The organism is Pseudogemmobacter lacusdianii (assembly GCF_030848395.1).
Classification (GTDB): Bacteria; Pseudomonadota; Alphaproteobacteria; order Rhodobacterales; family Rhodobacteraceae; genus Pseudogemmobacter; species Pseudogemmobacter lacusdianii.
Genome location: NZ_JAVDBT010000002.1, coordinates 112,723 through 138,714 on the forward strand (window position 1 = coordinate 112,723; position 25,992 = coordinate 138,714).

The 25,992-nt window shown below is 61.6% G+C and carries 23 protein-coding genes; 8 read left to right on the forward strand and 15 right to left on the reverse strand.

Going from position 1 to position 25,992, the window contains the following annotated elements:
- Positions 1 to 3: 3 nt before the first annotated feature.
- Positions 4 to 1,290, reverse strand: a complete 1,287-nt coding sequence (mnmE, locus tag Q9295_RS02240; RefSeq protein ID WP_306678874.1) for a tRNA uridine-5-carboxymethylaminomethyl(34) synthesis GTPase MnmE — start codon at positions 1,288 to 1,290, stop codon at positions 4 to 6.
- A gap of 13 nt (positions 1,291 to 1,303) precedes the next feature.
- Complete coding sequence (rho, locus tag Q9295_RS02245; RefSeq protein ID WP_306678875.1) at positions 1,304 to 2,572, reverse strand: transcription termination factor Rho; 1,269 nt, start codon at positions 2,570 to 2,572, stop codon at positions 1,304 to 1,306.
- 575 nt (positions 2,573 to 3,147) lie between these two features.
- Here rho and Q9295_RS02250 point away from each other — a divergent pair.
- Genes Q9295_RS02250 through dnaQ form a run of 4 tightly spaced genes read left to right on the forward strand, consistent with a single transcriptional unit; the run spans position 3,148 to position 5,852 of the window.
- The gene (locus Q9295_RS02250) at positions 3,148 to 3,738 is read left to right on the forward strand and encodes a Maf family protein (protein ID WP_306678876.1); all 591 of its coding nucleotides are present in this window, start codon (positions 3,148 to 3,150) and stop codon (positions 3,736 to 3,738) included.
- Positions 3,735 to 4,574 carry a shikimate dehydrogenase gene (locus tag Q9295_RS02255; protein WP_306678877.1) on the forward strand — a complete coding sequence of 280 codons (840 nt, stop codon included), beginning with the start codon at positions 3,735 to 3,737 and terminating at the stop codon, positions 4,572 to 4,574. Before Q9295_RS02250 ends, Q9295_RS02255 begins: the two co-directional genes overlap by 4 nt.
- Positions 4,571 to 5,161, forward strand: a complete 591-nt coding sequence (coaE, locus tag Q9295_RS02260) for a dephospho-CoA kinase (protein WP_306678878.1) — start codon at positions 4,571 to 4,573, stop codon at positions 5,159 to 5,161. Before Q9295_RS02255 ends, coaE begins: the two co-directional genes overlap by 4 nt.
- Complete coding sequence (gene dnaQ, locus Q9295_RS02265) at positions 5,154 to 5,852, forward strand: DNA polymerase III subunit epsilon (protein WP_306678879.1); 699 nt, start codon at positions 5,154 to 5,156, stop codon at positions 5,850 to 5,852. Before coaE ends, dnaQ begins: the two co-directional genes overlap by 8 nt.
- Before the next feature lie 9 nt (positions 5,853 to 5,861).
- On the opposite strand, the gene Q9295_RS02270 is transcribed toward dnaQ, so the two are convergent.
- Complete coding sequence (locus Q9295_RS02270; RefSeq protein ID WP_306678880.1) at positions 5,862 to 6,332, reverse strand: FxsA family protein; 471 nt, start codon at positions 6,330 to 6,332, stop codon at positions 5,862 to 5,864.
- Between the two features lie 138 nt (positions 6,333 to 6,470).
- On the opposite strand from Q9295_RS02270, the gene Q9295_RS02275 reads away from it, so the two are divergent.
- From Q9295_RS02275 to Q9295_RS02285, 3 genes are read left to right on the forward strand one after another with little or no spacing between them, the layout of a single operon-like run.
- Positions 6,471 to 7,127 (forward strand): Tim44/TimA family putative adaptor protein, encoded by a 657-nt coding sequence (locus Q9295_RS02275; protein WP_306678881.1) that lies wholly within the window; start codon positions 6,471 to 6,473, stop codon positions 7,125 to 7,127.
- Positions 7,128 to 7,135: 8 nt separating this feature from the next.
- Entirely contained in the window at positions 7,136 to 8,149 is a 1,014-nt protein-coding gene (gene mltA, locus Q9295_RS02280; RefSeq protein WP_306678882.1) for a murein transglycosylase A, read from the forward strand.
- Positions 8,150 to 8,151: 2 nt separating this feature from the next.
- On the forward strand, positions 8,152 to 8,712 hold the full coding sequence (locus tag Q9295_RS02285) for a Smr/MutS family protein (RefSeq protein WP_306678883.1): 561 nt from the start codon (positions 8,152 to 8,154) through the stop codon (positions 8,710 to 8,712).
- Between the two features lie 4 nt (positions 8,713 to 8,716).
- Here the strand turns inward: Q9295_RS02285 and Q9295_RS02290 are convergent, their stop codons facing one another.
- The gene (locus tag Q9295_RS02290) at positions 8,717 to 9,883 is read right to left on the reverse strand and encodes an alpha/beta hydrolase (RefSeq protein ID WP_306678884.1); all 1,167 of its coding nucleotides are present in this window, start codon (positions 9,881 to 9,883) and stop codon (positions 8,717 to 8,719) included.
- A gap of 125 nt (positions 9,884 to 10,008) precedes the next feature.
- Here Q9295_RS02290 and Q9295_RS02295 point away from each other — a divergent pair, with 125 nt between their 5' ends.
- Entirely contained in the window at positions 10,009 to 10,770 is a 762-nt protein-coding gene (locus Q9295_RS02295; RefSeq protein ID WP_306678885.1) for an SDR family NAD(P)-dependent oxidoreductase, read from the forward strand.
- A 51-nt stretch (positions 10,771 to 10,821) separates the two neighbouring features.
- Here the strand turns inward: Q9295_RS02295 and hslU are convergent, their stop codons facing one another.
- The 11 genes from hslU to regB form a co-directional block, all read right to left on the reverse strand.
- The gene (gene hslU / locus Q9295_RS02300) at positions 10,822 to 12,120 is read right to left on the reverse strand and encodes an ATP-dependent protease ATPase subunit HslU (protein WP_306678886.1); all 1,299 of its coding nucleotides are present in this window, start codon (positions 12,118 to 12,120) and stop codon (positions 10,822 to 10,824) included.
- The gene (locus Q9295_RS02305; RefSeq protein WP_306678887.1) at positions 12,117 to 13,175 is read right to left on the reverse strand and encodes a hypothetical protein; all 1,059 of its coding nucleotides are present in this window, start codon (positions 13,173 to 13,175) and stop codon (positions 12,117 to 12,119) included. Before Q9295_RS02305 ends, hslU begins: the two co-directional genes overlap by 4 nt.
- 84 nt (positions 13,176 to 13,259) lie before the next feature.
- On the reverse strand, positions 13,260 to 13,820 hold the full coding sequence (gene hslV, locus Q9295_RS02310; RefSeq protein ID WP_306678888.1) for an ATP-dependent protease subunit HslV: 561 nt from the start codon (positions 13,818 to 13,820) through the stop codon (positions 13,260 to 13,262).
- Between the two features lie 215 nt (positions 13,821 to 14,035).
- Positions 14,036 to 14,362 carry a thioredoxin gene (gene trxA, locus Q9295_RS02315; RefSeq protein ID WP_306678889.1) on the reverse strand — a complete coding sequence of 109 codons (327 nt, stop codon included), beginning with the start codon at positions 14,360 to 14,362 and terminating at the stop codon, positions 14,036 to 14,038.
- A gap of 38 nt (positions 14,363 to 14,400) precedes the next feature.
- Positions 14,401 to 17,724, reverse strand: a complete 3,324-nt coding sequence (gene addA, locus Q9295_RS02320; RefSeq protein ID WP_306678890.1) for a double-strand break repair helicase AddA — start codon at positions 17,722 to 17,724, stop codon at positions 14,401 to 14,403.
- Positions 17,721 to 20,681, reverse strand: coding sequence for a double-strand break repair protein AddB (gene addB / locus Q9295_RS02325; protein ID WP_306678891.1), 2,961 nt, complete (start codon positions 20,679 to 20,681; stop codon positions 17,721 to 17,723). The genes addA and addB overlap by 4 nt, the downstream gene beginning before the upstream one ends.
- The gene (locus tag Q9295_RS02330) at positions 20,678 to 21,367 is read right to left on the reverse strand and encodes a nucleotidyltransferase family protein (protein ID WP_306678892.1); all 690 of its coding nucleotides are present in this window, start codon (positions 21,365 to 21,367) and stop codon (positions 20,678 to 20,680) included. Before Q9295_RS02330 ends, addB begins: the two co-directional genes overlap by 4 nt.
- Positions 21,346 to 22,356: an aminoglycoside phosphotransferase family protein gene (locus Q9295_RS02335; protein ID WP_306678893.1), complete on the reverse strand. Its 1,011-nt coding sequence runs from the start codon at positions 22,354 to 22,356 to the stop codon at positions 21,346 to 21,348. Before Q9295_RS02335 ends, Q9295_RS02330 begins: the two co-directional genes overlap by 22 nt.
- Complete coding sequence (gene tsaE, locus Q9295_RS02340) at positions 22,353 to 22,823, reverse strand: tRNA (adenosine(37)-N6)-threonylcarbamoyltransferase complex ATPase subunit type 1 TsaE (protein WP_306678894.1); 471 nt, start codon at positions 22,821 to 22,823, stop codon at positions 22,353 to 22,355. Before tsaE ends, Q9295_RS02335 begins: the two co-directional genes overlap by 4 nt.
- 51 nt (positions 22,824 to 22,874) lie before the next feature.
- On the reverse strand, positions 22,875 to 24,449 hold the full coding sequence (locus tag Q9295_RS02345) for a PAS-domain containing protein (protein WP_306678895.1): 1,575 nt from the start codon (positions 24,447 to 24,449) through the stop codon (positions 22,875 to 22,877).
- Between the two features lie 121 nt (positions 24,450 to 24,570).
- Positions 24,571 to 25,974: a sensor histidine kinase RegB gene (regB, locus tag Q9295_RS02350; RefSeq protein WP_306678896.1), complete on the reverse strand. Its 1,404-nt coding sequence runs from the start codon at positions 25,972 to 25,974 to the stop codon at positions 24,571 to 24,573.
- Positions 25,975 to 25,992: the final 18 nt, after the last annotated feature.

Here is a 25,992-nt window from a genome sequence, read left to right on the forward strand (position 1 = left end):
TCCTCACTTGCCAATGCAGAAGCTGGAGAAAATCTCGTCCAGCAGATCCTCGACATCAACGCGACCAATCAAGGAATCCAGCGCATGAATCGCTTGCCGCAAATGCTCTGCCGCAAGCTCAACTCGGTCTGAGCCAGCCCATACTTCACCTTGCGCCGTTTCCAAAGCCCGAATCGCACGGCTTACAGCTTCAAGATGTCGTGCGCGGTTGATCGTCGCTGCCGAGGCCATGCGATTTTCCAGCGCAACGCCCATCGCATCAACAAGTTCTGCAACACCTTGGCCAGTTTTGCCCGAGACAGCCAAACCCTCGCCCGTTGTGAGATCCGCTTTCCCGCGGACGATCAGATCGCCAGGCTTCGGCGCAACCAGCGGCACTTCCGCCCCGTCCAGCAAAAATACCCGCAAATCCGCAGCTGTGGCACGGTCAACTGTCCGGCCAATGCCAATCTGCTCAATCTCATCTTCCGTTTCGCGCAAACCTGCCGTGTCGAGCACTGTCACCGGCAAACCACGGATCGACATCCGCACTTCGATAATATCGCGCGTTGTGCCCGCGACAGTCGACGTAATAGCGGCATCTCGCCCCGCTAACGCATTCAAAAGCGTGGATTTTCCTGCATTTGGTCGCCCAACAAGCGCCACTTCAAAGCCATCGCGCAACCGCTCGGCCGCGCCAAAGCCTTGAACTTCCTGTTTCAGCTGCAAAAGCACCGCTGTCGTCAGTTCCATCACTTCAGGAACAACGTCAACTGGCACATCTTCTTCGACAAAATCGATCGTGGCTTCAATCAAAGCTGCCGCGCGGACCAATTGCACGCGCCAAGCATCCGCAATTTCCCGCAAGCGACCTTGCATCAAGCCCATCGCATGGCGCCGCTGCGCTTCGGTCTCGGAATCGATCAGATCAGCCAAACCTTCGACTTGCGCGAGGTCCAACTGGCCATTCTCCAAGGCGCGGCGGGTGAATTCCCCCGCCTCAGCCGTGCGCAAACCGGGCTGTTCACTCAGGGCAGAAAGCACGGCGGAAAGCACCGCTTGGCTGCCATGCAAATGAAATTCGACCGATTCCTCTCCGGTAAAGCTCGCCCCATGGGCAAAGCTCAACACAAGAGGTTGATCGATGACCTCTCCCGCCCACTCGATATTGCGCACCGAGGCCCGGCGCACGGCCGGAACATCGCCGCACAAGGCCCGACAAGCTTCAAAAGCGCGCGGGCCCGAGACCCGGACAACCGAGACGCCCGCCCTGCCGCGGGCCGAAGCCAGCGCGTAGATCGTGTCCCGCATTGCCCAGCTCCGATCAGGTGTTCATGGAATCGAAGAATTCCGAGTTCGATTTCGTCTGTTTCAGCTTCGAAATCAGGAATTCGATCGCATCCGTCGTGCCCATCGGGTTCAAAATCCGCCGCAGCACATAAGTTTTCTGCAAATCGGTCTTATCGACCAGCAGATCCTCTTTCCGCGTGCCGGATTTCAGGATGTCCATCGCCGGGAAGACGCGCTTATCGGCGACTTTACGGTCCAGAACGATCTCGGAGTTGCCGGTGCCTTTGAATTCCTCAAAGATCACCTCGTCCATCCGGCTACCGGTATCGATCAGCGCGGTCGCAATAATCGTCAGCGAACCGCCCTCTTCGATGTTCCGCGCCGCACCGAAGAAGCGTTTCGGCCGCTGCAGCGCGTTTGCATCCACACCACCGGTCAAAACCTTGCCCGAGGACGGCACAACCGTGTTGAAGGCCCGGCCCAGACGGGTGATCGAGTCGAGCAAAATCACCACATCGCGCTTATGTTCGACCAGGCGTTTTGCCTTTTCGATCACCATTTCGGCCACAGCAACGTGCCGCGTTGCCGGCTCGTCAAAGGTCGAGGACACCACCTCGCCGCGCACCGAGCGCTGCATATCGGTAACCTCTTCGGGCCGTTCGTCGATCAAGAGCACGATCAGGTAGCATTCGGGGTGATTTGTCGCCACCGAACGCGCAATATTCTGCAAAAGCACGGTTTTACCCGTGCGCGGCGGCGCCACGATCAGCGCGCGCTGGCCTTTCCCGATCGGCGCGACCAGATCGATGATCCGCGCGGAGCGGTCTTTGATCGTCGGATCTTCAACTTCCATCTTCAGCCGCTCTTCAGGGTAAAGCGGCGTCAGGTTGTCGAAGTGAACCTTGTGCTTGGCGCGCTCAGGATCATCAAAATTGATCTTCGTCGCCTTCACGAGGCTGAAATAGCGCTCATTTTCCGACGGGGCCTTGATCACCCCTTCGATGGAATCCCCGGTCCGCAGCGAAAACTGCCGGATCATGTCGGGGCCCACATAAATATCGTCCGGACCGGGCAAATAGTTGGCCGAGGGGCTGCGCAGGAAGCCAAAACCGTCCTGAACCACCTCAAGAACGCCGTCGCCGCCGATCTCAAAGCCCTCTTCGGCATGTTCCTTGAGGATCTGGAACATCATCTCGCCCTTCCGCATGGAGGGCGCATTCTCGATCTCCCATTCCTCGGCCATAGCCAGCAGATCTGCCGGTGTTTTTGCCTTGAGGTCCGAGAGGTTCAAGCGTTCGGTCATCGTTTATCCTTGGACACAAGCCACCCCTCGGGGCAACCGGTCTATGGTCTGTAAAAGGGAGATGCGGTGAGCCGGACGGCCCTGCAGAGCCCTAACTATGGGTTGGGACTCAAAAAGTCAATCTCGGCCAAGCAGGGCTTCCAGGGGGGCTTAGAGCGCACCGACGGCCCAGCTACTTCTTAATAATTAAATAAAAAGAAAAAAAAGATGTTGTAGTAGGCCCTGTGGATAACGGGATTTCCGCGCTTTTCCGAAGGCTTTTCCACAGTCTCCGCACCCTGTGGAAAAGCGGCAAAAAAAAATTCGCCGCTGCGCGGATAAGATTCCAGAACTTTAAGGAATCCAAACTCTTAAACGTCAGAATCCGCGGAATCTTCTCCACACCCCCCAGCGGTGGAAAACCCTTACGCCCGGAAAGTTACGCCAAGGGGCGTGACAACTCCTTCCCCAGCGGGATATCTGTCGAACCAACCCGGCTTTTGACCACAGGCCAAGCGCCGCTTCGCCGACCCGCCCGATCTGTCCGCCTGAGTCGTGCCGATTCAAACCGGATTTATCCCCAGAGCAGCCCCCAGATGATCATCCTCGCCTCAGCCTCAGAAATTCGTCAAACTTTGCTCAAAGCGGCGCAAATTCCGTTCGAAATCCGCCCCGCGCGGGTCGATGAAGAATCGATTCGTGCCGCGCTTGAGGCTGAAGGCGCCTCTGCGCGCGACCTTGCGGACACTCTGGCCGAGATGAAGGCGCGTAAAATCGCCGAAAAAGACCCCAGCGCGCTGGTCTTGGGCTGCGATCAGGTGCTTGAGCTGGACGGAAAGGTCTTCTCCAAGCCCGAAAGCCCGGAACATGCGGCCGATCAGCTCCGCGCGCTCAGCAATCAGACGCACCGTTTGCTCTCGGCTTTGGTGATTTATGACAAAGGCCAGCCGGTTTGGCGCCATGTCGGCACTGCGCGCCTCACCATGCGCCCCCTGTCCGAGGCCTATTTGCAAGATTACGTCGCCCGCAATTGGGACAGCATCCGCCACGCCGTGGGCTGCTATAAGCTTGAAGAAGAAGGCGTTCGTCTGTTCTCTGCCATTGAAGGCGACCATTTCACCATTCTTGGCCTGCCGATGCTGCCACTTCTCTCCTACCTCCAAACCCGAGGGTTCATCGCCGCATGAATGATCATCCGCGCATCCCGCTCGCCGGCGTTCTTGGCCATCCGATCGCGCACAGCCGCAGCCCAATCTTGCATGGCTATTGGCTGCGCCGTTACGGGCTGAAAGGTCATTACATCCCGATCGATGTCGCTCCTTTGGATCTGGCCGAGGTGGTCCGCACCCTGCCCCGTATGGGCTTTGTCGGCGTCAATGTGACCATCCCGCATAAAGAGGCGATTTTGCAGATCGCCGATATCGTTACCGACCGTGCGGCGCTGATCGGGGCCGCCAACACGTTGATTTTCCGAGCAGATGGCAAGATCCACGCCGATAACACCGATGGCATCGGCTTTATGGCGAACCTGCGCCAACATGCGCCGCAATGGCAGCCCGCTGCCGGTCCGGCGGCAATCTTGGGCGCCGGTGGGGCCTGCCGCGCGGTGATTGCGGCTTTGCTTGAGGCTGGCGTGCCGCAAATCCATCTCGCCAACCGCACCCGCCCCCGGGCCGAGGCTTTGCGCGCCGATTTTGGCCCGAAAGTCGTGGTTTTCGATTGGACGCAAGCCAGCGGCATGATGGAAGATTGCGCCACGGTGGTGAACACCACCTCGCTTGGTATGACCGGCAAGACCGATCTCACGATCAACTTGGACGCGATCAACCCAGGCGCCTTGGTCACCGACCTCGTTTATACCCCGCTCAAGACCGCTTTCTTGACGCAGGCCGAGGCGCGCGGCTGCACCATCGTCGACGGTCTTGGCATGCTTTTGCACCAAGCTGTGCCGGGGTTTGAGCGTTGGTTCGGCCAAAAGCCCGAGGTGGATGAGGCGACCCGCCAAGCGGTGCTCTCGGCATGAGCTTTGTTCTGGGCCTCACCGGCTCAATCGGTATGGGCAAAAGCACCACCGCGCAGATGTTTGCGGATGCGGGCATTCCGGTTTGGGATGCCGATGCGACCGTCCATCGGCTTTACGCCCCCGGCGGCGCCGCGGCCTTGGCCTTGGCCAAGGCTTTGCCGCAAGCGATGGACGCCAATGGCGGCGTGGATCGCGCGGCCCTGAAGGCGATGATCGCCGCAGATCCTAAGGTCTTGGAACAGCTGAACAGCATCGTTCACCCTTTGGTCTCTGCCGACCGCGCCCGGTTCTTGGCCGAAAGCACCGCGCCGATCGTGCTTTTGGACATACCGCTTCTTTTCGAAGGCGGCTCGGACCAGCTTTGCGACGCCGTGGTTGTCGTCACTGCCCCGCCCGAGGTGCAAAAGGCGCGTGTCCTCGCCCGAAATACCATGACTTTGGCCATGTTAGAGACGATTTTGGCCCGCCAGATGCCCGATGCTGAAAAGCGCGCCCGCGCGGATTATATCATTCAGACCACCAGCCTTGCCGAGGCCGCAAAGGCGGTTGAAGATGTGCTGGCAGATATCAGGTCCAAACATGCGTGAAATAGTTCTCGACACCGAAACCACCGGCTTTGAGCCCGAATCCGGCGACCGCATCGTCGAAATCGGCGCGGTTGAGCTCTTCAACCACATGCCCACGGGCGCGACCTATCACCAATATATCAACCCGCAGCGCCGCATGCCGGCCGAGGCTTTTGCCGTTCACGGCTTGGGCGATGAATTTCTCGCCGATAAGCCGGTTTTCGCGCAGATCGGGCAGGCTTTTCTCGATTTTATCGGCGATGCCAAGCTTGTGATCCACAACGCCGCCTTCGACATGAAATTCCTGAATTTCGAGTTGAAGAAGATGGGTCTGCCGCAGATCCCTTGGCCGCAGGCGATCGACACCCTCGCGATCGCCAAGCAGAAATTCCCCGGCTCTCCGGCCTCTCTCGATGCGCTTTGCCGCCGTTTCGGGGTGGATAACTCAAAGCGCGAAAAGCACGGCGCGCTGCTCGACAGTGAGATCTTGGCTGAGGTCTATCTTGAGCTGATCGGCGGGCGGCAGCCCGATCTGGTCTTGGCGCCGCAACGCTCACAGAAAAGTGAAACGAGCCAGGCCGCAGACAGCGATTGGCGTCCCCGTCCGCGCCCAACCCCGCTGCCCTCGCGCCTGACCGAGGCCGAGACGGAGGCCCATACCGCTTTTGTCGCCAAGCTCGGCGATGCAGCGCTGTGGTTAAAACGTCAGTAAATCAATAACTTAATCAATCCGCGTCCAGCCCGAGGGCTTTTGGTCCTTGGGCGGAACTTCGGTATATTCGGCATCGATAATGTCAGACGATCCACCCGGTTGGGCCTCACCATAGGGCCAAGCGCCGGGCTGCGGCGGGGTATAGACCTTCAGCCGCGACAGAACATGCTGCGCAAACAATGCCTGAACCGGCGGCAACAGCAGCAAAAGCCCGATCGCATCGGTCAAAAACCCCGGCAGGATCAGCAAAACCCCGGCCATCCCCATGAAAAGCCCGCGTGTCGCCCCTTCAGCCGGAGCACGCAAACCTTGCATGGTCTCGCGCATCGGCAGCGCGCTCATCCGCAGCACGCTGACCCCCAGAACGCCCGAAAGCACCACCCAGATCAGCGTTGCCCAAAGCCCGATTTCACCGCCGATCAGCACGAAAAGCGCGATCTCGGCCAAGGGCCACAGTAGAAATGCCGTGAAAATCTTCATCCTTGGGGTCCTTCGCCGCCGCGCCATGCCTTCCCCCCGGTTTACTTGACGGGGGCCGCACCCTACATAAGAGACAATCGGGGCAATCCCAAGCCACAGCCCCCCTAAACGTGGCCCCTTTTGGCGGAAGGTTTCTGAATGAATTCGATGCTACAGCTTCTGGTTTTGGCCGGGATCGCGGTTTTTCTGATCCTCAAGCTGAAGTCCGTTCTGGGCACGCGTGAGGGGTTCGAAAAGCCGCCATTGTCGATGGATGAGGCCCGCGCCCCAGTGCGACGTGAGTTTGAGGTGATCGAAGGCGGCGTTGACCGCGACATCACCGATCACGCGCCCGAAGGCTCACCCGCGGCGCATGCCTTGGCCGAGATGAAACGCGCCGAGCCCAGCTTCCAAGTTGGCCCCTTCCTCGAAGGCGCGCGCGGCGCTTATGAGATGATCTTGATGGCCTTTGAAAAGGGCGATCTCGACCAGATCCGCCCCTTCCTCGCCGATGAGGTTGAAGCCTCATTCGCCGAGGTCATCGCCGACCGTGACGCCAAAGGCCTGACCATCGAGGCAAGCTTCATCGGCCTGAAAGAAATGGCCCTGCAAGACGCCACTTTCGACGAAACCACCCGTTTCGCCGAAATCACCGTGCGCTTCGTGGGCGAGTTGACCTCGGTCGTGCGCGACAAGGCCGGCACCATCATCGAGGGCGATGCCAAAGCGATCAAACGCCAGCGCGATGTCTGGACCTTCGCGCGCCAAATGGGGGCAGCAGACCCCAATTGGCAGCTTGTCGCCACCGGCGACTGAGCCTTGCGATGCGGCTTTTGCGCAGCCTTTGTCTGGCGGTGGGGCTGATGGCCCCGCTGCCCAGCGTCGCGCAAATGCTGGAATTTGAAGCACTTGACGGCTGGTATGATGACAATCATCTGGCCGCTTTGGTGAATTTCCGCTCCACCTGCGATCTGCTCTCCGGCCCCGAATGGCAGCCTTTGTGCAAGGTCGCGGCGGATGTGCCTGATGACGAGGCCTCGGCTCGCAGCTTTTTTGAGCTGTTCTTCAAACCCGTCGTGGTCGGCGACCCGCCCGCGCTTTTCACCGGCTATTTTGAGCCGGAGTTAAGCGGCTCTCTCACCCGCACCCCCCGCTTTGCTTGGCCGCTCTACCGCCTCCCACCTGAAGGCCTGCAAGGCCAATCCCGCGCCAGCATTGATGCCGGCGCCTTGGCCGGTCGCGGGCTTGAGATCCTCTGGCTTGACGATCCCATCGACGTTTATTTCTTGCAAATTCAAGGCTCTGGCCGCGTCCGCCTGCCAGATGGTCAGGTGGTCCGCTTGGGTTATGCTGGCAAGAACGGCCACCCCTATCGCTCCATCGGGCAAGAGCTTGTTCGTCAGGGCATCTTCTCGCTGCATCAAGTTTCGGCCCAGGTGATCCGTGACTGGGTTCGCCGCAATCCCGGTCCGGGGCAAGACCTGCTGGCCCATAACCCATCTTATGTTTTCTTCCGCAAAATCGGCAACTTACCCGCTGATAAAGGGCCCATCGGTGCAATGGGCCGCTCTCTCACCACCATGCGCTCGGTGGCGATTGACCCGGCCTTCACCCCGCTCGGCGTTCCGGTTTGGATCGAAAAAGACGGTGCCAAACCATTGCGCCAGTTGATGATCGCACAAGACACCGGCGGCGCGATCAAAGGCGCACAGCGCGCCGATATCTTCTATGGCACCGGCCCCCAAGCTGGCGATGCGGCGGGCACCATCAAAGACCCCGGCCGCATGGTGCAACTTTTGCCCATCGACCGCGCCTATGCGCTGCTGCCCGAGGGCTGAACATGGCACGCCGTCGCACCCTCCGCCCGGAAGAGGCCGATCTTTGGCAAGCTGTTGCCCGCACCACCCGTGCGATGCACAGCCCCGCGCCGCCAAGCCCGCATTTGCCGCTTGAACCCGCGCCGGTCGCTCCCCCAGCGCCCAAGGCCGAGCCGCGTTTGACCCCGTTCCGCCTTGGCGAACGCCCGCTGCCGCAGCCCCCTGCGGCAAAGCCTCAGCCCGCTTTGCGGATGGATGCCCGCACGCATGACCGCATGTTGCGCGGCAAATTGGCGCCCGATAGCCGCATTGATCTGCATGGCATGACGCTGGCCCAAGCGCATGGCGAGCTCATTCATTTCATTCTGAATGCGCAATCTTCCGGCCATCGTTTGGTCTTGGTGATCACCGGCAAGGGGCGCATCGTGCATGACCCGCTGCCCCGTCCAATGGGCGCTTTGCGCCACCAAGTGCCGCATTGGCTGCGCCTGTCGCCCTTGGCGCAGGCTGTGCAACAGGTCGAGCAAGCCAACCTGAAACATGGCGGTGCTGGCGCGCTCTACGTCTACCTGCGCCGCCGCTAAGTCCTTACTGCGCCTGCTCTTCTTCCACCACATGGCGTGGCCGACGCTTGCCTTCGGCCAAAACCGTGACCGGCGCAAGAATGATCGACGTAGCGCTTTGCACCGTCAGCACCGCCCCGGGCAACAGACCAACCCGCCCTGCCGCCTCGGCCCGGAACGCGGCATCAATGTTCTGGATTCCACCCAAAAGCTGGATCAAGGCGGGCGAGGTTCCCACATTGAAATGCCCCGCCCCTTGGTTATAGGCGGCCGTGTCAAGATACGTGACCTTCAGATCGCCCACCACCGAGATATCAGTCAAATTCCCCAACCGTTCCGGCGCGCCCGAAATCCGCGACGACAGGCCCAAAATCGTGTCCCGACGGCTGCCGAAGATCAAAAACGGCTCGGGCAGCGTGCCAATCGCATGCGCTTGCAGGCGGAACAGATCCACATCCAGATCGGGTGAGATCAAGATCACCCCGCCGATCGAGCGCATCAGCCTCTTATCGCCCCGGATCGCCGCCTGCCGCAGCGTCTCCATCAAGACCGAGCTGCCCATCGAATGGCCGATCAGCACCACGCGTTGCGCCCCAGCTTCGGCCACCTCATGCAACAGCTGTTCCAAGCCATCGCGGGCAAAAAGCGCGGAATCGCGGTCGTAGACATAGCCCAAGGCTGAGCCGCGGCTTGGCCAAGCGTAATGCACCGCCACGCCCGGCACCTTCAGATCATAATGCATCTGCGCGACGCGATAGACGCTTTCGGCCATCGTATTGTTGAAGCCATGCACATAGACCACAACATCTCGTTGCTTGCGCAGCTGCATCGCAGAGCGCAGCTCTCTGCGGAACTCGGCGCCATCGGCAAATCTCTGATCCGCCAGCGTTAGGAAATCCGTGGTCGGATCGGCGCGCTTGGCATTCTTCGGCCAAGTGACCTCGCCGGTCTTCCGCTCTTTCGGCACCGAGATATCGTAGCGCAGAAAGCTTGCGCGTTCATCGCGGCCAAAACCGTAAACGCCGTCTTCCTCGCGCCGGGTGGTGCCAACAAAGACCACTTCGCGCACGGCCACCTCAGAGGCCAGCGCGGCCTTTTCCGGGGGAATTTCGTCCATTTCTAGAAATTCGCCGCGCGGCGAGCAACTGATCAAAACCAGCGAAACCAAGGTGAATTGAAGGATGCGGATCATTCCGCTAGCAATGTCGCAAAACGCGCTACCGTCAAGAGCCGAGACGGCGCCGCGAGAAATTCGCCCGCCCCTCCGGGGCACTGCGTCAGACCACCGCCAAAGCCCGGTTCTGCAAAGGATGTGCCATGACCATAACCGCTTCCGCCTCTGGCCCCCTCGCCGGCCAAAGCGCGATTGTCACCGGCGGCGCAGGCGGCATCGGTCTTGCCACCTGCCGCGCCCTTGCAGCGCTTGGGGCCGCCGTCACCTTCACCGCCCGCAGTGCCGAGAGCTTGGCCGAGGCCGAAGCCAATCTGACCGGCGTGGCAAAGGGTGTCCTTTGCGACATCACCGACAGCGCGCGCCTTGCAGAAATACTGGCCCCCGGCTTCGACATTTTGGTCAATAATGCCGCGATTATCCATCCAATCGGCCGCATCACCGACATCTCGATCGATGCGTTTTCCGCAAGCATAGAGACGAATCTCACCGCGCAATTCGCCGCGATCAAACTCGCCCTTCCTGCAATGCTTTCTAAGGGCCGTGGCACCATCGTGAACGTCTCCTCCGGCGCCGCGCATCGCCCGAAAGAGGGTTGGAGCGCCTATTGCGCGGGCAAAGCAGGCCTCGCGATGCTGACCCGCGCCGTCGCCTTGGAATATGCCGAAGCCGGCATCCGCATCTTCGGCATCGCCCCCGGTGTGGTCGACACCGGTATGCAAGTTTCGATCCGCGCCTCTGGCATCAACCCCGTCTCACAAATTCCGCGCGAAGAACTTTCCCCCGCCGTTGAGCCTGGCCAAGCCATCGCATGGCTCTGCACCCCCGAAGCCGATCCCTACGCCGGCCAAGAGCTCGACATCCGTGAGCCCGCGTTGCGCGAAGCCATCGGCCTGCCTGCGCTCTGACAGCAAAAAACCGGCCCTGCAAAGGGCCGGTTTTTCACGTGAAACAATGGCTTACAAAACGTAGCGCGAGATATCGGCCGAGCGCGCCAATTTCCCCACATTCGTCTCTACAAAGGCGGAATCGACGGTAATTTCCTCGCCGCCCCGGTCCGGTGCGGTGAAGGAAAGCTCCTCAAACACCCGCTCCATCACCGTATAAAGCCGCCGCGCCCCGATATTCTCGACCGAGCGGTTCACTTCCGCCGCAATCCGCGCCAGCGCAGCAATCCCGTCTTCTGTAAACGTGACCGCCACATCTTCGGTGCCCATCAGCCCGGCATATTGCCGCGTCAAAGCATTCTCGGTCTCGGTCAGGATCCGCACGAAATCCTCTTCCGTCAGCGGCTGCAACTCCACCCGGATCGGCAAGCGCCCCTGCAATTCCGGCAGCAAATCCGAGGGTTTCGCCACATGGAACGCGCCCGAGGCGATGAATAAAATATGGTCGGTCTTCACCGGCCCATGTTTCGTCGAAACCGTCGTCCCCTCGATCAATGGCAGCAAATCGCGCTGCACACCTTCGCGCGACACATCCGCTCCGCGCGCATCGGCCCGCGCGCAGATCTTGTCGATCTCATCCAAGAACACGATGCCATTCTCCTGCACCGCCTCCAAAGCCGCGGCCTTCACCGCCTCATCATCCAAAAGCTTATCAGCCTCTTGCCCCATCAAGATCTCGTAGCTCTGCGCCACGGTCACCTTTTTCCGCGCCCCGCGCTGACCAAAGGCCTTAAAGAGATCCTGCAGCCCCTGCATCTGGCTCTCCATGCCGGGCATATTGCCCATCATCGGCAGCCCCGCCGGCGCTTCCATCACTTCAATTTCAATCAAAGTGTCATCAAGCTCGCCCGCCTTCAGCTTGCGCCGGAACATATCGCGGGTCTGCTCGCGCGCATCCTTGCCCGCGATGATCTCAATCACCCGCTCTTCCGCCGCCCGCCGCGCCTTCTCCTGCACCTCTTCGCGCATCCGCGCCCGCGTATCCCCCATCGCGACATCCACAAGATCGCGAATGATCGAATCCACATCCCGCCCGACATAGCCCACTTCGGTAAACTTGGTCGCTTCCACCTTCAGGAACGGAGCTTTCGCCAGCTTCGCCAAACGCCGAGAAATCTCGGTCTTACCCACGCCGGTCGGCCCGATCATCAAGATGTTCTTCGGATAAACCTCATCGCGCAACGCATCCGACAGACGCTTGCGCCGCCAGCGATTGCGCAAGGCCACCGCCACAGCGCGCTTGGCCTCACGCTGGCCAATGATGAAACGGTCAAGTTCTACGACAATCTCACGGGGGGGCAGGTCAGTCATTCAGGCCTCGCATAGGGTGGCAAGCGGGACTTGCCAGGAAATTCGGGCAAGGCCTTCATCACAAAGGCCCGCAGTTGCACCCACCAGGTGCCAATCGCAGTGATCAAAGCGCCCAGCGTCATCAGAATGAACACCCAGCGGCCGTAATCGCCATCATCCCCGGCAAACCAGGCCAGGACCAAAGCGATATAGGCAATCGCCGCCGTCAGGAAAGACCGCCGGTCGATCACAAGCGCCAAAACGGTGATCACAAGCAGCGCCAGCGCCATCAGCGCCATGCCGCCACCGCTGTTCAGCAAGCTCACCGCCACGGTGTTGACCAAGGCCGGCGCCGCCAGCAGATGGCACCAAAACGCCGTCGCCGCATGCCGCCCCAAACGGTGCGGATCGCGGGTGTCAAACCACATCCCAGCCAAAAACGCCCCGACCCCAAAGACCAAGGTCGAGCTGGCAAAAATCGGGTTCTCGCTCAGATCAAACATCCCGCGCCAACCCCAATCGCCCATGACCACATCCTCAAACGAGGTTGTCGCCGCATAAATCGCCAACAAAAGCGAGATCCCGATCAAAGCCGCGGTAAAGGGCAGCCGGAACCGCCGATACCAGCCCGCCAGCGCCGCCGCCGTCAGCACAAAGGTCAAAACCCCAACCGCGCGGACCGAGATCGCCATCTCGCTCAAAGCCGTGGCAAAGAAGATCGCCACCCCGCCACCAAAGGCCGAGGCCAGCACCATCGAGGGCAAAGTCATCCGCCGCTTCAGCGTGAAATAGCGCGCCCACCACCAAGCAACCCCAGCCGCAATCAGCGGCACCAAAGTCAAAAGCGCAAAACCGCCAAACCAACTCAGCATCGCCGTCACACCTGACAGCAGGATCACCAAACCGATCGAGATGAAAATCTCTGAAAATCCACGGAAAAACTCAAAGGGCTCATCCTCCGCCGGCATCACCGCCCGCGTCCCCGCCCTGCCCTCGGCCAGCACCCGCAACCGTGCCGCCTGCGCCTCGTCAATAATCCCCGCCGCCACCGCAGCCCGCAGATCCTCTGGCGTCATGGCAGCACTCCCTTCCTCATTTTCTGTCTAAAAATATCCCGGGGGGCGCGGGGGGCTGGCCCCCCGCCCGCTGGCCCAAAAGCCTTACGGCTTGCGAACCCGCTCCACGGTCAAATTCCCATTGGTATAAACGCAAATATCGGCCGCAATCGCCATCGCCTTGCGCGCCACCTCTTCCGCCGGCATCTCGGTCAGCATCAACCCGCGTGCCGCCGCCAAAGCGTAATTCCCGCCCGAGCCGATCGCCGCCACATCATGCTCCGGCTCCAAAACATCACCCGCGCCGGTGATGACGAACAAATCCGCCCCGTCCGAGACGATCAGCATCGCCTCAAGATTGCGCAGATATTTGTCCAACCGCCAATCTTTCGCCAGATCCACGCAAGCCCGCGCCAATTGCCCGGGGCTGGCTTCCAGCTTCTTCTCCAGCCGCTCAAGCAAAGTGAAGGCATCGGCGGTCGAACCCGCAAAGCCGCAGACCACATCATGCCCGCCAGCCGACAACCGCCGCACCTTGCGCGCCGTGCCTTTGATCACCGTCGGGCCCAGGCTCACCTGCCCGTCACCCGCAATCACCACCTCACCGCCGCGGCGAATGCCAAGGATCGTGGTGCCATGCCAACCGGGGAACTTGTCTTCGGCCATCGGGGTCTCCTTCATCTCCCCCCTATATGGCGCGCGCACCCGCGCCGCACAAGCAAGGGGGTGATTCGAAATGGCATGGTTAACGTGACCCAGCCCAGCACAGGTCAGGCGGAAAGCCAGACCAAAGCCATACGTTAGCCATACCAAAACCAGATATGAAAAAGGCCCCACGAGGGGGCCTTAATGTATCGTTCTCAAGGGCTTAGCCCAAAAGATCAGATCGCCGACTTGATCCAGGTTTCCAGCGCCGCTTTCGGAGCCGCCCCAACCTTGTTCGAGACAACCTGGCCGTCTTTGAACAGGAACAATGCCGGGATGCCGCGCACGCCCAAAGCCGCCGGGCTGTCGGGGTTGGCGTCAACATCGACCTTCACGATCTTGACCTTGCCGGCATATTGCTCGGCCAATTCTTCAAGCGCCGGGCCAATTTGCCGGCAGGGGCCGCACCATTCGGCCCAGAAATCCACCACCACCGGGATGTCCGATTGGCGGACTTCGGCGTCAAAAGTGGCGTCGGTGACGGCGACAGTGTTCGCGCCCATGATCAGCTCTCCTGATGGCAGAATTCCAAGGCCTGAACCTAGGTGGCGGCCTCGGCATCGTCAAGGTGCAGCGCCGCCGCACCACTAGAGATAGCGGAGCGTTCCAGTGCCAACCTCACGATATCGCGATCTATTGCCATCAGGCTCTGGCTCTCGGTCCAAAGGATCGCCACCTCAATCCGCCGCCCGGGATAAAGCGCCTCCGCCGCATGGGCATAGGCGCCGAGCTGCCGCAGATAGCCTTCCGGCACATCTAAGGCCGATTGCGGAACCTGTTGATTGGACTTGTAATCCACCACCAAAAGCCGCTCCGGGCCGATCACCATCCGGTCAATGCTGCCCGACAAAATCCCGCCATTCCACTCCATAGCAAAGCCCACCTCGGCCAGCGTCTCCGGCCCAAAGATCTCGGCCAGGTCTGGCTTCGCAATCAGCGCCTCAGCCACGGCAGCCAGCTCGGGCGAGACCTCCCCCAGCATGGCACGATCCTCGGCCGCAAGGCTCGGGAAACGCTCAAGAAATTCATGCAGCAACACGCCGCGCCCCAGCGCATCCGGATCCCCCGCCGCCTCGCCCGGCAAGGTCTTCACCCCGCCGAGTTTCGAAGGTGAGAACTCCTGCAAAGCCTCAGGCCCCGGCGCCACCGCCTGCAGCGCCCAACCGGGCAAGGTGGCCAGCTCCGTCCCTGCCACAGGCTTCACCTGCGGTGCGACCCATTCCCCCATCTCATGCCGCATTCGGCCGTCTAAATAGGGCTGCAAAGGCAATGACTTAGCCGCCTCTAGCAGCATACCATACCACGACCCCTCCCCCGCCTTGCCCGAGGCCGCAACGATCAACCAACCCCGCGCCCGCGTCACGGCAACGTAAAGCAAGCGCAAGGATTCCGCCTCACGCACCGCCTTGCGCGCCTCATTCGCCTCCCGCTCCATCGCGGTGGCCTCATCCTTCGGTGCCAGCCAAAGCGGCGGCGCCGCTTCCGGCACCACGACCGGATCCTCATTCGGCGCGCGCCGATCGCCGGTATCCGGCAGGATCACGATCGGTGCCTCAAGCCCCTTGGCACCATGCACCGTCATCACCCGAATGCGGTGGCCCTCACTCTCGGCCTGCCGCTTCGCCACCACCTTGCCGCTGTCCATCCACACGAGGAAACCGGTCAGCCCCGGCACATCAACTTGCTCAAAGGCCAAGGCCTGCGACATCAGCTCATCCAGCCCGTCCGCCGCCTCTTCTCCCAACCTTCCCAATAGCTTACGCCGCCCGTCATGGCGGGTCAGGATGCGGTCGATCAGCTCGAAGGGGCGCAAAAACTCGGCCTGTTTGCGCAGATCATCCAGCACGGCGCGGATCTCATCCAAGCCCTCGGCATCGCGCAATCGCTCCCAGAGAAAGCCCTTGCGGCCATGCGCCAGCCGGAAAAGCCCATCCTCCGAAAGCCCCAGCAAGGGCGAGCGCAGCGCCGCCGCCAACGATAGATCATCCTCGGGCGTGTCCAGAAACCGCAAAAGCGCAAGGACATCCTTCACCGCCAACTCGTCGCTCAACACCAGCCGGTCCGCCCCGGCGATCTGCAAGCCTTGCATCTTGCAAGCCCGGATCACCTCTTGGAACAAAGCCGCGCGCCGCCGCACGAGGATGAGGAAATCCCCCTCATGTACCGCGCGCCGCTGCCCCCGGTCCAGGATCTGCTCACCCCGGTCGATCATCTGTCTGATTTCTATAGAGATTTGCCGGGCCAGCTGCACATCGGCGCTTTCTTGGCCGGTGCGGTCCTCGGGCTTATACCACTCCCCTGCTGCCTCAGCTTCGGGTGGCGTGACGACGGGCCAGAAGTCCACCCTGCCCGGCAGATCGCCGTGGAAGGCCACATGCTCCACCGCGCCGCCCATTGCCGCCTGCCGCTCGGGCGGGAAGCAAAGGTCGACCAACCGCAAAATCGCCGGAGAGGAGCGGAAGGAATGGATCAACGGCCGCTCATTCAACGCCAGCCCAGCCTCTTCAAAGGCCAACCGGAAGCGGTCGCGCATCGCGTCAAAGGCGGTCACATCCGCGCCTTGGAAGGAGTAGATCGATTGCTTTTTGTCGCCCACCACAAAAAGGGTGCGCGGATCGTCATGACTGCCCTCACCCGCAGTGAACTCGGAGGTAAGCAGTTGAATCAACCGCCATTGTGCCGGGCTGGTGTCCTGCGCTTCATCCACCAAAACATGGGAAATCCCGCCGTCGAGGCGGTAAAGCACCCAAGCCGAAAGCGAAGGATCGGTCAAAAGCTCGGTCGCAAGCGTGATCAGATCGTCAAAGTCGAGCCAACCGCGCCGCTCTTTTGCAGCGTGATAGCGCGCCAAAAACGCGCGGGCAAAACGGTGCAGCGCCTCGGTCCGGCGCAGGAGATTGAGTGCGATCCGCCCTGCCCTTGCGGCCTCAACCCGCAGCATCAAAGCGTCGAGCCGATCCATGTAAGCGGCGGCGGTCTTCTGCATGCCCTTGGTCGGGAAACTGCCCACTTTCGCCGCCAAAGGGTTCTTGGTCTCCGGCCCCGAGATGAAAAGCCCCTCAAGCACCGCCAAAGTCGCCATGCTGGGCTGCAAAGGCAAAAGCGCTGCGATCTTGCGGCCCGCTTTGCTGTCATTGCTGCCGCCCGTCAGCAAAAGTGGCGCGAGATCGGCCAGAAGCTCGCCCTCACCGCCCAAGAAAACGCTGGCGAGGAGGGTTTCTTCGTCCAGCCCCGGCGGCACCGAGATTGCGTCACGCAGCGCATCGCCTTCAGGCGCGGTCATAAAATCAGCACGGGATGAGATGATCACCGGCAGCAGTTTCGCCAGATCGCCACCCAGAGCCATCAGTCGCTCCAGCGCCGGGGCGTCATGGCTAAGTGCGAGATCTTCAAGGATTTCTTCGCGCAACAGCAAAGCTGAGCGGTCATCGATCTCGGTGAAACCGGGGCTAACCCCCGCCTCCAAAGGAAAGCGGCGCAACAGGGCGGCGCAGAAGCTGTGGATGGTCTGGATCCGAATACCGCCGGGTGTCTCGATCGCTTTGGCGAAGAGTTGCCGCGCTTGGGCCAGCTTCAAGGGCGTCAGTCCCTCGGCCTCGCCCAGCTGCGCCAAAGAGTGCTGCAACTCGGCATCGGTGGCCATGGCCCAACTGCCCAAGGTCTTGAAAAGCCGGTTCTGCATCTCGGCGGCGGCGGCTTTGGTATAGGTCAAGCAGAGGATCGACAATGGCTCGGCCCCGCCCAGCAAAAGCCGCGCCACACGGTCGGTCAGCACCCGCGTCTTGCCTGAGCCCGCATTGGCAACCAACCAAGTATTGGCTCCCGGATCCGCCGCAACGATTTGATTTCGTGAGGCTTCATTCATTCTTGGTCACCCAGATCTTCCGGCTCAGCCGCATCGGCGATGCTCCATTCGCCCAGTCGCGACAGGTGGTCAAAATCCCCCTCCCAAGCCGAGGCCACCGCTGCCCGCTGGGCGGTGAAGCCCGTCGCCGGGTCAAGGTAGGTTGAAAGCAGCGCCTCCAACTCTTCGCGCAGCTGATCAATCGCGGGCTCGGTCAGTTCAGCCCCGCGCTCTTTCAGTCCCGGCTTCATCGATTGATAGGTGATCCGCGTCGCCACCCTTGGCCCCAGATCTCCAAAGGCCCCGCCCAAAGCCATTACGGCGGCCAGATGCAGCTGCTTGCGATGCTGCTTCATCTCGGGCTCGCTGGGCGGCTCTCCTGTTTTGTAATCAATGACATGCAGGTTGCCATCGGGCAATACGTCGATGCGGTCGGGCTTTCCGGTGAGCGTGAAATCCGGCCCTTTCAGATGCAGCGCGGCTTTGGTTTCCAACAGCACCGGATGGCTGTCACGCCGCAAAGTGGCGGTGGCGAAGGGCAGCGCGATGCGGCGCATCCGCGCCAGCCAATCGGCGCGGGCGACGGGCCAAGGCACCTCAGCCTCCAAGACGCGCTCGGTGATTTGCAGCAAGAGATCGGCGGCCGCTTCGGGGTCTTGCGGCAGGGGGCTGATGCGCAGGAAATCTTCCAGCACCTGATGCACCACCTCGCCCCGCAGCCGGAAATCTGCCTCTGGGCGCAAGGGGTTAAGCGCACGAAGCCGCAGAACCTCTTCGACATAGATGTCGTAAGGATTGGTCACCAGCCGCTCAATCTGCGTGATGGATAGCTTGCGGGGACGGGCTTTTAAGGGCGGTCGGGGCGAGGGGCGGCGGGCCGGGGGCAGGCCCGGCAAAGGCGCGTCCAAAGCCTCGGCCAGCTTCAGGTAATGCTGGCCGCGTGCTTGCATCGCTGCAAGCGCCTCGGGGCCATGGGTCGCGGGCAGGCCGGACAGCAGGTTTACCAAGCGGTTCAGCCAGCGCGAGGCAACGGTTTCGGCCTCGGCGTCGCGCAAGGCGCGCGTCAGAATGACCTTCGGCCCCGCCACGGCGATCTGGAAATCATGCGCCGAGAGACCGACTTTGCGTTCCGGCAGTAAAAGTCCCGCGTCGCGCCGCAACCGGCGGTTCAGCCAAGGGTCGGAGGCGGGGGTTTCAGGCCAAGCACCCTCGGTCAGCCCGCCCAGAATGACCAGCCCAGCACCTTGGATCCGGGCCTCTTGCACGCCAAGGATCTGCACGCGCTCATCGGTCAGAACCGCGCTGCGGGCTTCTTCTTTCGACAGAATCGCGGCCAGCAGCGGCGGGTAATCCATCGCCGAGAGAACAAGCCCTTCAGGCGCTTCGGCCCGAAGTTTATGCATGACTTCAAGGGCTTTCTCGCCGGTTTCTTTCTCCCAAAGTCTGCCACTGCCCGTGGGGTCGATCCCACGCGCCAGCTGTTTCGCCAAGCCCAAATGGGCCGTCACCAACTGGGGCAGGGGCGCGCGATGGGTGGTGGCCGCCGTCTCAAGAAACGCGGCCACGGCCAGGCCCCAAGCGAGAGCGTCTGGATCGTTCTTTTTGGCGGCAAACGCTGATGACCAGTCGCGCACAAAGCTGGCATCGGGGAAGGCCGGGCCGCGCTTGCGCAGGTGCAGCTCTACCTCGCGCGTCAGCCGCAAATGCGGGCCGCGGCCGGTGCCGGAATGGGTCAGCGGGTGTTTCAAAAGCGCCAGCAGCCGGTCCAAAGTCAACGGCGCGGCCATCGCGCCCGCCACCAGCCGCAAGAACCGCCCGGGCGCGGTTTGCTGCAATGGTTGGCCGGCGGAATCGTCGGGACGGATGCCCCAGCGGTCAAGCAATGCCGCCACACGCCGCGTGAGATTGCGGTCGTTTGAGACCAAACTGGCGGATAGACCCTGTTCAACCGCTTCACGCAGAGCCAGCGCCACGGCGGCGGCTTCAGCACGGGGCGAGGGGGCCTCGATCAGGGTCAGCCCCTTGGTCGCGGCGATCAGATCGCCCAAAGCGGGGCCATCTGAGATCCATTGATCTGTCACGGGCGCAGGCCGCAAAGCCAATGAAATGAGGTGGTTGCGGGCAGAGTCGGCCGGAATGTCTTCGGTCCAAAGCCCGACATCGCCTTTGCGCATTTCAAGCGCGTGCAAAAGCCCCGCGAGCCGGAATTGTGGATGCGCCTCATGCACCAGCGCGTCCTGCATGCCCGTCCAAAGCGCCTCGGGCATGTCAAAATCGAAGCCGGGCAAAACGACCGCGCCCTGCGGCAGCTGGGCCACGGCTTGCATCATCAGCGCCGTCGTCCCGCGCGAGCCGGTGGAGCCAGCCAGCAGCACCGGCGCCTCGGGCGGCAAGGCTTGCCAGCGCGCAATTTGCCGCTGCACCGCTAGCCTTTGGCGCGCCTCGCCATCGGGGCGGGCGTCATGGGCGAAAAACCCTTCGGCCAGCGCGATAAAGCGTTGTGCGCGTCCCCAATGCGCCGAATGGCCCGAGACATCGAGGCTGGCCAGCGCCTCGGGGCTGATCCCTTCGCTGCGCATCTCATCCATCAACCCGGCCAGACTGTCGGCAAGGTCAAAGAGCGCCGAGCGCGGCGCAAGTGTCGGATCTGCAACCAAAAGCCGCTCAATCAGCACGGCGAGTTCCAGCCTGCGGCCCAAAGAGGAGAGCGTCGGCTCAATCCCCGTCAGCAGCGGATCACCGGCCAAATCGCCAATGAGGGGCAATTTCGGCAGAAAACTGGCGCCGCGTTTGGCAAATTCCTGCTGCACCCGCCGCCGGATCCGCGCTGTGTTAAGATAGATCGTGACCCGCGCCAAAGCCTCGGGCGGTTGGCCTTGCAGCCGCGCCAAGAGGCCATCGACCAGTCTTTGTGGAAAGTCGACACCGGGTGGCAGGCCGAAGACACGGGGCTGCATGGAGGAGGGGGGGAAGATCATTCTGCCAACATCGCCTCTGCCGCGGCCAAGCCTTCGGGGCTGCCAACATCGCACCATGCGCCATCCCAGACCAAGGCAAAAGCGCGGCCTGCGGCGATCATTTCGTTCCAGATGACGTTGAGCGAGAAAACATCCTGCGGCCAAGTGGCAACGGGTGCGGTTTTTAGCACCTGCGCGCCCAGATAGACGACGCCGGGCCGGCCTGCGGCGCGGGTGATGCGGCCGGAGTCGTCCAGCGTGAAATCAGCCGAGGCGCCGCGCCCTTGCACAAGCTCGGCCTTTTGCACCAGCAAAAGCGCATCCATCTTGGCCGGATCCCATGCGGCGCGCAGAGCTTGCAAAGGGTTCGGGCCGCGCCAAACCGCATCTGGGTTCAACGTCATCACCGCACCGCCGGGCAGTTGGGGCAGGGCGCGTTTTAGGCCGCCTCCGGTCTCAAGGATTACGCCGGTTTCGTCACTGATTTGGACATTGCGGCCCGCCAGATGGGCGTGGATCATCGGCGCAAGGTAATGGGTGTTAACGACAATCGGCGCGCAACCGGCGGCTTCGGCCAGATCCAACGCACGGTCCAGAAGCGGACGGCCCAGCACCGGGATCAGCGGCTTCGGCCGGTCAGCCGTCAGCGCGCGCATCCGCGTGCCGAAGCCAGCCGCAAAGATCATCAGGGGGAGCGTGTTGCGCATTGGGCGGTGATCCGGTTGAGATTTTCTGTCGTGGGTTCGGGAAGAAGGCGCAGGCAGATGCGGCGCAACTCGGCCAGTTCCGGATGGGCGAGGTTGCGCATCAACTGTTCCCAAACGCGAGGGATCAAAGCGACATAACCGGGTTTGCCACTGACAAGGCAGAGCCGGGCGAAGATGCCGATGATCCGCAGTGCCCGTTGCGCACCGATGACGGCATAGCCAGCCTTGATCTCTTCAAGGGTAAGGCCTTTGGCTTGGGCGAAGCGGGACAGACCTTGCGCTTCGGTCGCCCGGGCCACGTCGCGGCGGGCATCTTGGAGCAACGACACAAGGTCATAGCCGGGTTGGCCAAGCTGAGCCTGTTGGAAATCCAAAAGACCAACGCGCGCCACGTCCTTGCGTTCGGGCAACCAGATGAGATTGCCGGCATGGTAGTCCCGCAAGAGGAGAACCCGCGCGCCATCGGCATGGTCGCATAAGGTCTGCGCCAGAACGGCAGTGTATTCGGCGGCATCCACGGGGCCTTGAATGGCCGAAGCGTAGAATTTCGGTGCAAATCCAGCGGCTTCAGCCCAATCTTGGGCTGAGAAATTGGGCAGGTTTTGCGGAGGCGCGGCGGCCTGCAGGACCAGCAAGACATCGATCGCGGCATCGTAAAGCTGCGGCTCAACTGCGGGGTTCTCTGCGAGAACATGGGTGAAAAGCGCATCCCCCAGGTCCTCTAGCAGCAAAAGCCCACGCTCTGGCATGGCTTCGATCACCTGTGGCGGCGACAGACCAAGACCCGCCAAATGCGCGCCAATCCGCAGGAAATCGGCGGTGTCATCGGCGGGGCCGGGTGGGCTGTCCATCAGGACGGCGCGGCGATCACCCATAACAAGCCGCTCATAACTGCGGGCCGAAGCGTCTCCGGCCAAATGGCTGCGCTGGGCGGTCGACCAGCCTGATTGGTGCAGGAATGCAGTTTTCTCAAAGGCGCGTTCGTTCATGGCATCTGCGCTTTCAGGGCTGCAAGGCGGGCAGCGTCTAGACCTGTCAGCTGAGCCAGCCGCGCGTCGCCTTGCGGGGCCAGCACCAGACGAAGCGGCGCTTGTGGCAGATAGGGGCCAAGGCGGTCAGGCCATTCAATGAGTGAAATGGCAGTCTCCATCGCCTCAACCAGCCCCAGTTCGACCACCTCATCGGGGTCGCTCAGCCGGTAAAGATCGGCGTGCCAGATCTCGCAATCGGGGCCGTCGTAGACCTGCACCAAGGTGAATGTGGGCGAGGGCACCTCGGTCTCTTCGCCGCAAAGCGCGCGGATTGCGGCGCGGGCGATATGGGATTTGCCTGCGCCGATCGGGCCTTCGAGCAATAGGCAATCGCCAGAACGTAAAAGTTGCGCCAAATGCGCGCCAAAGCGGCTGGCTGAGGTTTCATCTTCCAAAAGGAAGGCGGCGGGAGTGGGGACTGGCATGGTGCGACTCTATCTGGGCCACCGCCAACCGCAAGGTGAATGGCGCAAGGGTCAGGCCAAGAGAACGGCTTTGCTGGCCCGATCTTCGTCCGTGCGCGGCTCAATCCCCAACTTTTGCGCGGCAAAACTGACCAAGGTCGCGCCATGCGGCAGCGGTGAGACCCGGCAAGTCAGCGCGCGACCGTCGAGCAAGCGCAACTCACCCTCCCAAGGGTCTCTCTCACCCAAGGCGCCGATATAGGCCAAAAGATCGTTCCAAAGCAGGGTCGTGGCCGTCAGGTGCCGCCAAGTTTCCACAGCTGCAACCTTGGCTGCGATACCCAAGGGCGGCGGTTCGGGTGGCCCCCAAAGCGCCAGATAGGCGCGGTTCGTCATCGCCAGATTGCCATCTTGCGAAAAGACCGCAATCGCATCTTCCATCGCGTCAATCACCCCAAGACCAAGGTCGAGATCGGCGCGGTAGCGGCGCGTGCGCATCATCTCATGCGAGATATCTTCAAAGAGAAAGGCCAAGGCGCCATTGGGGTGAGGCCGTCCGGTGACGCGCCACGTCTGACCTGAGGGCAGGCTCCAGACCTCTTCATAAAGGCCCTGCGCGGCGGCAGCCTCAACCGCTGTCATCTGTTTGCGCCAGCTGCGATAATCCCGCGGTTCTGGGATCATCGAAGAGTTGCGCATCGCATCAAGCATGGCGCTGAGGCTGGGGCGGCTGATCAGAAACTCGGCCTTGAGCCCGGTAAGATCGAGGAGCGCTGGGTTGAAAAGCTGCAACACCCGGTCGCGGTCAAAGATCGCCAGACCGATCGGCAGTTGGGCGAAGGTCTTGGTCAGGGTCTGCATAAATTCACGCAAAGTAACCTCGGACTGCACCAGTCGGTCGGCGGGCAGGGCGAAGAAGAGGGTTTCATCGCCAAAGGTTTCAGCGGTCAATTCATACCAATGCAGCGTGCCACCCAACCGCACTGATTGCCGCAATGGTCCCGATTTTGGCAGCTCAGCCGGGGCGAAAATACGCGGCAGAGGCCAAGTAAAATCCTCACCCGGTGGCAGGGTTTCAGCGGCGGCCAAGAGATAAGCCGCATTGGCCCAGATCACTTGGCCGTCGCCGCGCAAACGCCAAACCAGAGCAGGCAGCCGCGCCAGCACATCGCGCATAGCGCCTAGTTCATGCTGAAGCGCAATATCGGTGGGCGCGTCGCGTCCGGGTCGGCGCTGTTCGGTATCGGCGTCGATCAACGTCACCCGCGCGAGCCCGCCAAGATATTCCGCCCGTAGCACCAAAGGCGGCTCAAGATCCTCGCGCGAGCAAAGGACAAAGCGCCCTTCGCGTTGCAATCCTGCAATGCGTAGACCAAAGCTGGGGAACATTGGCTCAAGCCGGGACAGCAAGTCAAACCAAGGGCCCTGTTCGCTGCCCAAAAGCATCTTGCGAGCGGCGGCAGTGGCATCCACCAAATCCTCGCCATCAAAGAGAAAGACCGTGGTTTCCGTAGGCTGCGCGAAGATTGAGCCGACTATGTTTTGGCCTGCGGGCTTTGCCAAAGCTGCAAGCGCACAAAGACCTGACAGAGCAAGTAAGATAGCGGTCGTGACCAAACCAAGGGCGAAAGACAGCTCAGCATCCATAACAGGCCCCCAAACCGCACCATTTGATAAAAGTCTTGAACCTAAGCGCAGTTTAGGTGCCGACCGGTTAACCGCAGGTTAAAAAATGTAGGGAAAGTTCAAGTTTGCGGCGGGGGGGAGCTTAGGCTTGGAAGGGCAGGTTGGGCGCGCCGGTCAATCCGGCGGGCGCTTCAAGTTGCGCCAAGGGCCAAACAGCCTGGACCACAGCGCCGCACCGCTCGGGCCGCTCTTCGGGGCTGAGAAAGGGGTCGGCGGCATTGGCGAAAGTCATCTCTGCGCCAGAACGCTCGAGCAGGGTTTTGGCGATGAACAAGCCAAGCCCCATGCCTTCATATTCGGGGCGCTGTGGGTCGTCTTGCTCGTGCCGGCGGCGGCGCATGAAGGGGTCGCCGATGCGGCCAATGAGATTGGGAGGGAAGCCCGCGCCATTGTCGATGATGCGGACGGTGATGCTATCTTCGGTCCATTCACCCTCAACCCAGACCGTTGAGGCGGCGAAGTCGACGGCGTTTTGCACCAGATTGCGCAGCCCGTGGATCACCTCGGGCAAGCGCAGAACGGTGGGTTGTTTGGCCAAAGCGCCCGCCCCCGGAACCAGATGGAAATGCACGGCTTTGCCACGATTGGCATGGGGTTCGGCGGCCTCGCGCAAAAGCTGCTCAAGCGGGGTCTGATGGAGTTGCAGATCGTCTTTGCCCGCCCGTCCCATGCCGCGTAAAATATCGCGACAGCGATCAGCCTGACTGCCGATCAGCTGTACATCTTCAAGCAGCTCGGGCTGGTCCTGCAATTCAGCCATCAACTCTTTGCTGACAAGTTTAATGGTGGCCAAAGGCGTGCCCAGCTCATGCGCGGCGGCAGCGACCACACCGCCAAGGTCGGTTAGCTTTTGCTCGCGTGCCAGCGCCATTTGTGTGGCCAAAAGCGCATCCGCCATCGCCCGCATCTCGGCGGCGATCCGGTGGGCGTAGAGGCCCAGAAAGCCCACACCCACCACGATCGAGAGCCAAAAGCCAAAGCCGAAGAGCGGCGGCACCGTCAGCTCATGCCCATCGGCGTAGAGGATGGGCACATGCACCAAGGCCGCCGCCGAGGTGGTCAGGATCGCCGCCGTGCCTAGGATCACCGTGGTCCGCAGCCCCAAGGCCGAGGCGGAAATCGTCACAGGCGCAATCAGCAAAAGCGCAAAGGGATTGGTCAGCCCGCCCGTAAGGAAGATCAAAGCCGCCAACTGCGCCATATCGAAGAGAAGGAGCAGGAGCGACTCCAGCTCATTCAAACGACGATTTTCCGGGAAAATGAAGATGCTGACCAGATTGGCGATGATCGAGAGGCCAACCACGGCGTAGCAGGGGCCAAGCGGCAAGATCAGCTCAAAATATCGGTCGGCCACGGTCAGCGCAGCAATCTGGCCAAAGATCGCCATCCAGCGCAAAAGGATCAGCGTGCGCAGCCGCAACCCCGGCGATCCCGGCCTTGGGCGGGATTTCGCGGGCGACAAAATCGAATTGGGGGTGCGCTGCATTGTCTGATTGCCGATGCA